The 12,104-nt window shown below is 43.4% G+C and carries 4 protein-coding genes; 2 read left to right on the forward strand and 2 right to left on the reverse strand.

What is annotated here, in order from left to right:
- Positions 1 to 440: 440 nt before the first annotated feature.
- On the forward strand, positions 441 to 4,604 hold the full coding sequence (locus KHS38_RS10305) for a hybrid sensor histidine kinase/response regulator transcription factor (protein WP_213488481.1): 4,164 nt from the start codon (positions 441 to 443) through the stop codon (positions 4,602 to 4,604).
- Between the two features lie 382 nt (positions 4,605 to 4,986).
- The gene (locus KHS38_RS10310; RefSeq protein ID WP_213488482.1) at positions 4,987 to 6,579 is read left to right on the forward strand and encodes a glycoside hydrolase family 76 protein; all 1,593 of its coding nucleotides are present in this window, start codon (positions 4,987 to 4,989) and stop codon (positions 6,577 to 6,579) included.
- 100 nt (positions 6,580 to 6,679) lie between these two features.
- Here KHS38_RS10310 and KHS38_RS10315 read toward each other — a convergent pair whose 3' ends face one another.
- Together KHS38_RS10315 and KHS38_RS10320 are read right to left on the reverse strand one after the other, a co-directional pair.
- Positions 6,680 to 8,803 carry a GH92 family glycosyl hydrolase gene (locus KHS38_RS10315; protein WP_213488483.1) on the reverse strand — a complete coding sequence of 708 codons (2,124 nt, stop codon included), beginning with the start codon at positions 8,801 to 8,803 and terminating at the stop codon, positions 6,680 to 6,682.
- A gap of 97 nt (positions 8,804 to 8,900) precedes the next feature.
- A complete protein-coding gene (locus tag KHS38_RS10320) occupies positions 8,901 to 12,077 on the reverse strand; it encodes a glycoside hydrolase family 2 TIM barrel-domain containing protein (protein WP_213488484.1) in 3,177 nt (1,058 codons plus the stop codon).
- Between the last annotated feature and the right edge of the window lie 27 nt (positions 12,078 to 12,104).

Here is a 12,104-nt window from a genome sequence, read left to right on the forward strand (position 1 = left end):
CGACGCTAATTGTTGGGAATTTACAACTTTAAAAGCAAGCTGTTCTATATTCGGATTAGGGCTAAGTGGTTACAGTTTATGACAACATATAACAATAGCTGAATCCGGACTCCTTTTTATTTAATCGAAATTAGCAGATAAGGCTGATACTGCCATTTTTTTTAATCAGCATTGTTCATGTTTCTTTTTGTAAAACCAGATCATTGTAATCCGGCTCCGGTAACATTTGTAATTTAGGGTGCTCTATTTGAGAAACTTCTACATCAGTTACACTCCAAATTACCTTAAAAAGGGACTCTGCATTTTGTCAATACGTTCACTTAATTTGACAAAACGGTCTTTTTATGGGCTTTCGTTAGCATTTAAGCCACTTAAAGGCTAATTTTATTTTCCTAACCATTTTGCAGCCCGTTTCTTATTTGCCAGTTATATTCTTAAAGATGTCATTATCGAAAATCACCTCGCTGCATAAAGGCGAAAGCTGCGTAGTTATTTGTGCGGTGATCTTTACTATAATTTTCAGCTTCGGAGTAGCGAAAGCACAACCCAGTCAGTTTCGCTTTAAGCACCTGACGGTTGACGAAGGTCTTTCGCACACTGATGCAAATTATATCACACAGGATTTAAGGGGATTTATCTGGATCGCAACGTACTTTGGGTTAAACAGGTATGACGGTTATACCGTAAAGAAGTTTTATAACAACAACAAGCCGGTTAACAATGCATTTAAGAACCGTATCCGGTGCCTTTTTGCAAGCCACCGCAACCAGATATGGTTGGGAACAGAAGGTGGTATACAGCGCTTTGATCCCGGTACTGAAACTTACATAGATTACCGTGTGACTGGCACTACAGGGTTTACCGCCGAAAAGATCTGGATGCCTGATAGTAGAACGATGTATGTGCTGGCAGGCGGCCGTCTGCTAAAGTTCCAGATCAATGGCCATTCCCTTGTTTGCAGGCCCACTGGCATACCGGAAAGCACCATAGTTTACGATTTTACTTCGCTCTCTGCAAAAGAGTTGCTGGTGGCAACAGCAAATGGTTTGATAACGTTAGATTCGCAGGGAGCAGTTCTGAAAGTTTCGCTTGATAGGTTGTTACCTGTCACTATTAAATGCTTGTTTATTGATCATCAAAACAATCTTGTACTTGCCGGCATGAACTATATTTATTCGGCGGTGCGGCAAGCAGGCGGACGCTCGTACCAGATCAAAGATAGCGTTTTAGTTCCTGGAGGTAATCCCGTAACACAGATAGTTCGCGATGCCACCGGAGATTTTTGGGTCAAAGCTTCGCCCAATGTTTTGAGGCTTGATAGCAAATTAAAACTAATACAAACTATCAAAGCTGGTCCAGGAAACCATGACCTCAATTCGGCGTCGCTCTCTGATATGCTGATAGACCGTTCGCAGTGCCTTTGGATAGCAACATTCGGTAGAGGCGTAAATTATTGCGATCTCAATCAAAAACAGTTCCATACCTTTCAGCATGATCCGGAGAACGCTAACTCACTATCTGGTAATTATGTTCGGTCCATACTGGCCCAACAGAATACACTATGGGTTGGAACGATGGAAAAAGGGCTCAATCGCTATGATATCGCAAGTCAAACATTTCGTCATTTCAGTTCAGCAGGGCCACTGTTAAAACTAAAAAATGATAATGTGCTTTCGCTTGCGATGGATAAAAACAAACGATTATGGATTGGCAGCCATGCCGGGATACAGGTCATTAATCCGGTTACCCTTCGGAATTGTTCCTTAATCGGTGAAAAGGAATTTCCACATTTTATGATTGAAAACCTTGCCGAAGACTGCTTTGGCAATATGTGGTTTGGCAATCACACTAACAGGTTCGGAGTTATCTGGAAAGATGATGATAACGCTTACCATGTACGTTTTTTTGGGGAAGGCTATTTTATTTTGCCTGATAAGAAAAAGCCGGAAATGCTTGTTTCAAGTACCCATGGCCTGAATCGTTATCAAATAGACCGCTTCGGTCAAATCCTGCAAAGCGTCAGTTACCAAGCTAACGGTACCGGAAATTCATTAAGTTCGAATTATATTTATCCGGTTAGCAAACAGAATGATAGTATTTACTGGGTCGGAACAATAGGTGGCGGACTAAACAGACTTACGCTTCAATCAAATAACCGGTATCATATCGAACAGTATAATAAATACTTTGATATTTTTAAAGATGTTGAGGCTATGGAAACCGACCAGCAAGGGAATGTTTGGATGGGGGGAAACGGCCTGGAATTTCTTAATTTAAGTAAGCGAACACTGGTTAAGTTTAATAAAGATGATGGCTTACAGGGAAATAGTTTTAAGGTCGGATCTTCTTTTAAGGGACCTGATGGTAAGCTATACTTTGGCGGAATTGACGGTCTGACGTTCTTTGATCCAAAAGAGATCGTCACGAATAGCATCCCTGCCAAACCTGTTATTACAGACATACTCATTAATAACCAACATCCAGTTTACACTCAAGGCCATCAAAACAACAGCGCTTCAACGGAAGCATTAATGAATGGGAGCCCCCTGACTTTCAATTACCAGCAGAATAATTTCGTCATTTCCTTCTCTGCAATGCATTTTCCGAATGCGTTGAAATCCCGGTACAGGTATAAACTGGTCGGCTATGATAAGAGCTGGATTTACACTGACGGCTCAAAACCGTCTGCTTTTTACAGCAACCTCGACTATAATGATTATAGATTTATTGTTCAGGCAACAAATAATGACGGGCTTTGGAGCCGGGATGAAGCTGTGCTTTTGCTGACGATCACACCGCCCTGGTGGAAGAGCGTTCCGGCTAAAGCAGGATATACCATTTTACTCCTGACCATCTTAGCTGGTATCTATATTTATCAAGCCAGATGGTACAGGCTTAAGAAGGACATGGCTGTACGCGCGGTTAATGAGGCTAAAAGGGAAGAAATGCACCAGCACCGTGAAGAACTGTATCAGCAGCAACTTCTGTTTTTTACCAACATTTCCCATGAGTTCCGTACACCGTTGACGCTGATTATTGGCCCATTGGAGGCACTGCTTAAGGAAAACGAAGACTCCCTGCTGCAGAGCTCTTACCATATGATGCTCAGGAATGCCAAAAGGCTTATTAACCTGATTACGGAACTAATGAACTTTAAAAAGATAGCTGACAGTGTGATCCGGTTACAGGTGCAGCAGCTGGATGTAAGGGAATTTTGTAAAGGAATAGCAGCTGAATTTGATGATATCGCCGTATCCAGGCTGATCGATTTTCAATTCAAAGATACCACCCAAACGCCACCGGAGCAGGAATTAAAAGGCTGGTTCGATGTTCAGGTGCTTGAAAAGATTATTTATAACCTACTGAATAATGCTTTTAAATATACCAATGTAAAAGGATCCGTAGTTTTTGAAGTGTATACAGATCCGGCACTTTTCCAACCTAAATATAACACCCGGTTCCAGTTGAAAAATGAAGAATACCGTGCAGAAAAGTATATTTACTTTAGGGTGGCCGATACCGGTATCGGTATCTCTGAGGAGTCGATTACCCGGATATTTGACCGCTATTACCGGATCAGTAACAACCATTTAGGCTCGGGTATTGGATTGGCACTGGTTAAAAGTCTTACACAGCTGCATAAAGGCGATATTAATGTATTTAGCGAGCGCAACCAGGGAACAGAAATTATTATCGCCATTCCATGGGGAGAAAGCAATTATACCTTGCAGGAAAGAATAAATTCCGTACCAGCGCAGTCTGCACAGCTGGAACTGGTTGATAACTCGGTGCTGGTCCCTGCAGTAACGGACGAAAAACCACATCCGCCCATTCCAAGAGCCGGAAAGTCGATACTGATTGTAGACGATAACGCTGAACTTCGCTTATTCCTGCGGCAGGTTTTAGAAAAGGACTATAAGATAATTGAGGCCGAAGATGGCCAAAAGGCAATTGAAATTACCTTGGAAAATATACCTAACCTGATTATTAGTGACATTATGATGCCGCTAATGGACGGTATTGAATTTAGCCGATCAATTAAGGAAAGATTTGAGACGCGGCACATACCGATTATTCTTTTATCCGCAAAGGATGCACTGGATACCAAAATAGCCGGCCTGGAGTCGGGAGCGGATTTTTACTTTGCCAAACCACTAAGTGTTGATCTGTTGTTGCTAACCATTCAAAATATCTTTCATCAGCATGCTATACTGAAAGAAACCTACACCAATAATTATTTGTCGGAAGCTACTGAGCTTGTCAGCTCGGAGAAAGACAAAGAATTTATGAATAAGCTTTTAAACACCATTGAGGAAAATATTGAGAATACGGATCTGGATGTCGACTTTCTGTGTAAACATCTGTATGTGAGCCGCACCAAGCTTTACCAGAAAATAAAAAGCATATCAGACCAATCCGTTGCCGAGTTTATCCGCACGGTACGCCTCAAGCGTTCTATTTTCATCATGACGCATGAGGATATTACCATGAGCGAAGTAGCGGACCGGGTGGGCCTGCAAAGCAGCTCAAATTTTTCCCGTGCATTCAAAAAGGAATATGGCAAATCGCCTATGCAATTTATGCAGTCCCTAAAAAACGTATAGCTCTTACCGTTGTAGATCAAGCAACTTTCGCCTGCCCTTTACCAGGTAATAGATACAAAGGTATGCGTACTTTTCAGGAGTTGGCATTTGTTTCCTGTTATCATGATTTCCTGTTTTAATCATGAATTGATTAAGTCATTATTAATAGTTATTTGCTGCTTTTAAGCAAATTATAATACAATGTACATATTAGTTAACCTGGCGTACATATCCTTTATCCTCGCTTAAAAGTTTCATTTTTCTTCCAGTACTTGGCTTTATAATAAATGCTATCTCCCCGATTTTTTTAGATCATAAACAGATACAGGGTTAGCTTCATCTGTTTCGCGTGCACTGCTTTTTTCTCGCAAATACACCAATTTAAAACCTAAAAATAAATGTTATGAGAAAAACAAACATCTTCAAACAATGCATCTTTGGATTGATGCTGACGGTTGCATCGCTTTGGGTCACCGGTTGTAAAAAGTCAGAGTCTATCGCAGATTTGGCTAAAACGCACAGCGCAACTCCACCAGACCGGAGAGTCAACGAGATTAATTCACAGGCAGATGCGGCGTTCAACGCTTATACCAATGCGTTTTTAATAACACAAGGCAACACGCAGTTTTTCAAAGCACGGCTGAACGATGCCACTAAAGATTATTTCTGGCAACAGGCCCTGGATATCCAGGGGGTGGAAGATACTTATCTTCGTACAAAGAGTGCGGCGCACAAAACACTGATCACCAACCTGCTGAATACTTTTCTTCAGCAGAACCAGGGAAACGGCGGTTTGTATGACTGGAATTGGAATGAATTCAATGATGATATCCTATGGGCGGGGATCGCTTTCGCCCGTGGCTATCAAATCACACAGAATCCTATTTATCTTACCCAAGCCAAATACGCGTTTAACAGAGCTTATGACCGTGGCTGGGATGGCACACTCGGTGGGGGAATCTGGTGGGATATCAGACGTGGCCAGAAATCAGGACTAAGCAACAATACGGCAGTAATATTGGGCTGTTACATTTATGAATCTACTAAAGAGACAGCGTACCTAACAAAGGCGCAGGCTATTTATGATTGGATATGGAGCCATATTTATGATCATACTACCGGCGCCGTATGGGAAGAAATGCGAAAAGATGGTAGCATTGCTATGGATGCCAATGTTTATAATGTGGGGGCATTCATCAGTGCGGCTAATCACCTTCATCGCATTACCGGTTTAACATCCATTTATGACGATGCTAAACGTTCTGTGGATTATGTAAGAAACAACAAAACAACCGGCGGGATTTTAAGCGGAAGTACCCGTAATGGAACCTGGGCTTCTGAATTTGCCCGGGGGCTGGGTGAATTTGTAAGAGACAATAACCTTTGGAGTACTTATTATGCTTGGATGAAACAAAATGCGGATGCCGCCTGGGCTAAGCGCCGTACAGACTATAACATCACTTGGAATAACTGGCTGGTCAACAGTCCTGTAGATGATACAACTCGGGCAAATGAGTGTATAAGCGCAGTTGTAATGCAGCAGGTTACGCCGGCAACTCAACCTGGCCTAACCGATAACGGCATTTACCGGTTAACACCCAAAATGGCAAGCGGAAGCGCACTCGATATAGACATGACCAGCAAACTGGCTGATATTTGGGTATGGGGTGGCGGTAGCAATCAAAAATTTAAGATTGTACCCCTGAATTATGGCTATTATCGTTTGGTTCCGCAAAGTGCTACCACCATGTCATTGGATGTTGCCGGTAACAGTAATGCGAATGATACGCCCATCCAGATATATACGGCCAACAATAACTCATCGCAATATTTTAAATTAGTGTACGATTATGACGGCTATTATAAATTGAAGCCGCGTTGCGCACCAAGCAGTTGTGTTAATGTAAAAGGCGCCGGTACTGCCAACGGAACCAAATGCGTGTTATGGCAGGAAAGTTTTGTTGATAATGAGCGATGGCTGATGCAGTTGCAGTAACTGAAGTAAGAATAATTTGACTTGAGGTTAAAGGTCTCGTTTACATAAAAGGAAACGGCCATACAAAATATGGCCGTTTCCTTTAATAAGAATCTTGAGTTTAGTGGGTTTCGATAATAAGTTCCTGTCCGTTCTTCAGTTGCTGATCTGTAAGGAAGAATCTGTTTAAAGGTCGTCCGTCTAAACTTTTCTTTATAATCTCCTGGCCTTTGCCCTTCTTTTTAATAGAGAAATGGTGTTGGTTCAACTGTATGTCTACCTGGTTGAATAGGGGGGCAGATACGATATATTCAGGATCAGCCGGCGAAAACGGATAAAAGCCCATCGCGTTAAATACGAACCAGGAAGACATTTCACCGGCATCATCCATACCTGCATAAGCCAGGTGCTCTTTGCCCATATCATAAAAGCGGTTCATAATGCTATCCAGCAAAACCTGTGATTTCTTTTGCTTGCCCACGAAGTAGTACAAGTAAGGGTAGCTATGATCGGGCTGATTGCCGTGGCAGTACTGGCCTATGAAACCAGATAGGTTAGCAGCTTCGTAGCCTTTCCATGGAATGGTAAAAAGAGAATCCAGTTTTTGCTCAAAAGCTGTTTTGCTTGGGTATAAGCCAATCAGGCCCTGCACATCATGCGGCGCAAAAAAAGAAGATTGCCAGGCGTTGGCCTCGCGGTATAAGTATTCATAATAGGGAAAGTACGGGTCAAAATTTTTAACCCATGAACCATCTTCCAGTTTGCCGCGCATAAGCTTGGTTTGCGGGTCGAACAGGTTTTTATAATTCCCTGTCCGTTTCATCAGATCAGTGTAACTGCCGTTATCGTTTAGCGCTTTGGCCAGTAGTGCCACTGCATAATCATCGTAAGCGTATTCCAACGTTTTGGTAACGGCAGCCTTGGCAACCGTTTCTAATTTCGGATCAGCAATATCCTGCTCTGAAATATAACCTTTTTGCTTATACTCTTCCACGTACTTGCGGGTACCTTCGGTATTCGCATTTTTAAGCATCATTTTATAAGCCTCATTAACATCAAAGCCTTTGATTCCTCTTAAGTAAGAGCCGGTGATGAATGCTGAAGCATGGTCGCCATGGAAAAAAGTCGGCATAAACCCGGTTGGTCTGCCTTTTTCAATCAATGACTGAATGACATCGGCAGTCACCTTTGGGGAGAGAAGGCCCAAAAGAACCAGTTTATTACGGTAATCATCCCACAACGATGGTTCTGTATAGTAATTGAAGTCTTTCTTAACCACCTTTCCGCTGGGGTCAGTAAATTCTCCATTCACATCGCTGCGTAACGCCGGCCAAAGAAAGGAACGGTACAGGCACGAATAAAATAACCCTTTATGGCGTTCGGTTCCGCCGCTAACCTTTATTTTAGATAAGAGGGTGTTCCACGTTGTTGCAGCTTCATTTTTAACCTGTATAAATTGCTTGTTCAGCATTTCTTTTTCCAGATTCTCTTTGGCATTAGCTATACTGACAAAAGAAAAACCGATCTTAATTTCCAGCGTTGGGCTTCCATCCAGAAACTCCACAACAGGCAGCATTGCTGTGCCTTTTTTAAGGGTATCAATTACCCGGATCTTTTGATTGGTAACAGCATAAAAATACATGGTTTCGCCACACTGCTGAAAACCTGTAAACGAGTAGGTGCCGGTTTTTTTAATATCCCAGCTTTTCACCCGCTCATTAGCCCTGGGCAGGTTTACGATTAATCTTTTGTTCGCATTCGGCTGGTATTGATACCTGTGAAAAGCACTGCGTAATGTAGAGCTTAGTTCGGCCTTGATTCCGTACCGGTCTAAAACCACGCTGTAATAACCCGGATGAGCAACCTCCCGGTCATGGCGGAAGCGTGACGCGTAATCGTCCGCGCTAAAATCGCCGGTGGCGGGCAAAATAGGAATATTGCACAGATTCCAATGCCCTTTACTGGTATGGGCAAAGCCATATATCGTAGTATCTTCATACTGATAACCAGACCCGCTACGGAACTGCGTAACCGGGGTTAACTGAACCATGGCATTTGGCAGCGAAGAGCCCGGAAACACCTCTGCGCCCCATACGCGATGTGTTGGTTGAAACCCGGCGTCTTCTTTGGTCCATACAGTAGCTGTACCCAGGAGCGGGTTCACATAATCCACAGGCAATTTTTGTGCTGCTGCTTTAAATCCCGTTAAAGACAACAGTGCCGCAAACATTAATGTATTTTTCATAGGTTTTGATTGGCTCTCAAATGTCTAAAAAAAGCCCCGGATATTCCGGGGCCAAACCAATTATATTCTCGAAAGAGAAAGGAGGGAAGGACAGGAATTAAAGCCTGATCTCGTAGCTGAAAACGGTTGGCTTTATATAAACCTGGTACTGTTTCAATGGCCTTGGCCCGCAACTGTGAGAGCCAACTCCAAGTGTTTGGTGGCTGATCACTAATGAGGTGGTTCTTCTTTTCGGTAGGTCAATCTTGTATTCCACAGGCTCCATTTCCTCATCGGTATAGGGAAGTGCTGCAACCTGCATCAACGAATCAGAACGAAAATTTAGTTTAACACCCGTATCTGAAATCAAGTTGGCCCAGCGGACATCCTCGTGGTTGCCGCAGTCCATCGGCTTTTCATACGGTGTCATTTGTTCGGCTATGGTACTGGTATAGTGTCCTATGTCAAAGCCCTGTTTCCGGTCGGCATAGTTTTCCATCGGCCCGCGTCCAAAATAGTCAAACCGGTTAAGGGTGGTATCCAATAAAAACCGTACGCCCAAACGTGCTACCGCTAAATTAGGATCATTGGAGCTGATGGCATTCCTCGCCCTGATCGCGCCATCTCCATAAACCGTATACACCACCCGGTGATTTACGACGAAATTTTGCCGGCCAGTGCCTTTCAAATCGGCGGAGATCTCGATGATGCCTGGTTTCACTTGTTTCACAATAACGCCGGAGGCAGACCAGTTTAGCTTTTTCAAACCTTTTCTGTCCCATTCCTCAGATGCCCAGCCATCATCTTGTTGATGAGGTGCCCGCCAGAGATGCAGCCGGGGCCCTCCACCTGGGAGCAGTACGTTTTTGCCGTTCTTTACCATCTTCGTAAAGGTGCCGTCTTTGCGGCTAAAGGAGAGCGCAAAAGTTTTACCGGTAATATCAATCACATCGTTATTCTCCTTGAGGGTTAATGTTCCTTTATCAAGGCTTTTTGCAGACAATAATGGCGTTTTAACCGGTACTGGTATTTGCTGCCAGGCAACCTCAAAGCCCTTTGGTGCCCACTGCTCTGCATCTGCCAGTTCAAACGATACTCTGATATGGTACTCCGCACCGGCTTTTGGCTGGATGTGATAAGGTATCTGTATTAATTTTTCCTGGCCGGGCAATACGGACCCAACGGTAAAGTTGCCTGTTTTAAACTTGTCACCGTTTTCGGTAATCATCCACTTGCCCCTAAATTGCTTCAGGTCGGTGAACTGGTACCTGTTTTTAATCAAAAACTTCCCGTTAACAGCATCTTTACCCGTAATTGTGATCCATTGGTAAGCGTGTTTCATTTCCGGATAGTGTGGTTTTTCGGCACGGTCCGAAAAAACTACGCCTTTGTGGATGAAGTAATGATCATTCGGGTATTCCCCAAACCCACCGCCATATGCGGTAATATGATGGTTGGGGTCCCGATCGTTATAAAGACCCTGATCCTGCCATTCCCAGATAGCTCCGCCAAGCAGCGAGGGGTACTTGTCAAACAGCTCATTATAAATATCTAACGACCCCATGGAGTTGAACATAGCATGGGCATATTCACATAAGTAGAAGGGTTTGGTTAAGGCATTGTTTTTGGCTTTCCTTTCCAGGTCTTCTGTTTGGGTATACATTTCGCTATCTAGATCAGCGGGATTCTTCGTGCCGATTCCAAAGCCCTGGTAATGGGTTGGCCGGGTTATATCGATGCGCTTAATGGCGTCAAGTATTGCCAGAAAATTTGACCCTCCCGATCCGCATTCGTTGCCCAATGACCAAATGATTACGGAGGGGTGGTTCTTAAAGTTCTCCACGTTAGCAACATTTCGTTGAATCAGTGCTGCTTTGATGCGGGGCTCTTCATTGAATTCGTCCCATGCGCCATGGGTTTCCAGATTGGCTTCCGCTACAAGATAAAGCCCATATTCATCGCAGAGTTCATACCAGCGTGGATCGTCAGAATAATGGCTGGTACGTACGTGATTACAGTTTCCCTGTTTGATCAGCAAGATATCTTTAACCATTTCTTGTTCCGTGATCGCATGCCCATCCGCAGGCCAGTTCTCATGCCTGTTTACGCCTTTTAATTTAATGGGCACATTATTGACCAAAAACTGGCGACCCCTGATCTCGATTTGGCGGAAGCCCGTACGGGCAGAAATTGTCTCAACAGTTTCCGAATTTTCCCTGATGGAGAGAACGGTTGTATAAAGTTTCGGGGTCTCTGCAGTCCATTTTTGAGGCTTATTAATTTTTATTGATACATCAAGCGTAACTTCTTGTCCCGGTTGTAGCGCAGGTATATTTTTCCTGGCAGTAACCCCGGTCAAAGGCGTCTCTCCGTTATATAACTGTATATCTAAAATACGGGCCGGTACCGGAGCGTCAGAATAGTTTTTGATTTTGGTTTGTATGGTAAGATCTGCGTTTTCCCATTGCTTGTCAAACGTTGTCTTGATAAAAAAGTCTCTGATATGCTCTACCGGTGCACTCCAAAGCGTAACGTTTCGGAAAATGCCACTCAATTTAAACATATCCTGATCTTCCAGGTAGCTACCGGTTGTAAAGCGATAAACCTCAACAGCGATAACATTTTCACCGGTATGCAAGTATTTAGTTATATCGAATTCCGCAGCGTTACGGGAGTTCACGCTATAGCCAACCTTTCTGCCGTTTATCCAAAGAAAGAAGCCTGCATCAACGCCATCAAAAGTGATAAACACTTGCCTTTTATCCCAATTGGAAGGAACGTTGAAAGTTCTTCGGTAACTTCCTACGGCGTTACGCTCCTGGTAAGTGGTGAAACTAACCGGCGGCGTACTCATCACCTTAGGGAAATCCTTTTTAAAGATGTAATCATAATTACTGTAGGCAGGAGTTCCGTAACCTTCTATTTGCCATGAAGATGGTACCCTGATGGTTTTCCAGCTGCTCATATCATAATCAACTTTATAAAAGTTTACGGGGCGTTTCTGGGGCCAGTCTACCCAGTTAAATTTCCAGTCGCCATTTAACGTCATGCTGAATGTAGATGCATGTCTTTTAGCCGTTAACGCTTCTTTTAGGGTAGCGTAAGGCATCAAAGTCGCATGGTCAGGCTCTTTATTGATCCCAATACATTCAGGATCTTCGATTTCTTTCGGTACTGTGGCAGTGTCCTGGACGGTGAATAAGTGATTGTCCTGCCCGTTCGCATTGAACACTGCTGTAAAGCAAATAAATAGCAGTACTGGTAGGTGAAGTTTTTTGCAAATAGCTTCGGTCATGTTTAAAATTAGATATAGTAAATAGGT

It is taken from the genome of Mucilaginibacter sp. Bleaf8, from assembly GCF_018390515.1.
Taxonomy (GTDB): Bacteria; Bacteroidota; Bacteroidia; order Sphingobacteriales; family Sphingobacteriaceae; genus Mucilaginibacter.

Bases quoted from the DNA above. Each gene is read 5' to 3' on its own strand.
- KHS38_RS10305 (WP_213488481.1), top strand. From the start codon at position 441: ATGTCATTATCGAAAATCACCTCGCTGCATAAAGGCGAAAGCTGCGTA.
- KHS38_RS10310 (WP_213488482.1), top strand. From the start codon at position 4,987: ATGAGAAAAACAAACATCTTCAAACAATGCATCTTTGGATTGATGCTG.
- KHS38_RS10315 (WP_213488483.1), bottom strand. From the start codon at position 8,803: ATGAAAAATACATTAATGTTTGCGGCACTGTTGTCTTTAACGGGATTT.
- KHS38_RS10320 (WP_213488484.1), bottom strand. From the start codon at position 12,077: ATGACCGAAGCTATTTGCAAAAAACTTCACCTACCAGTACTGCTATTT.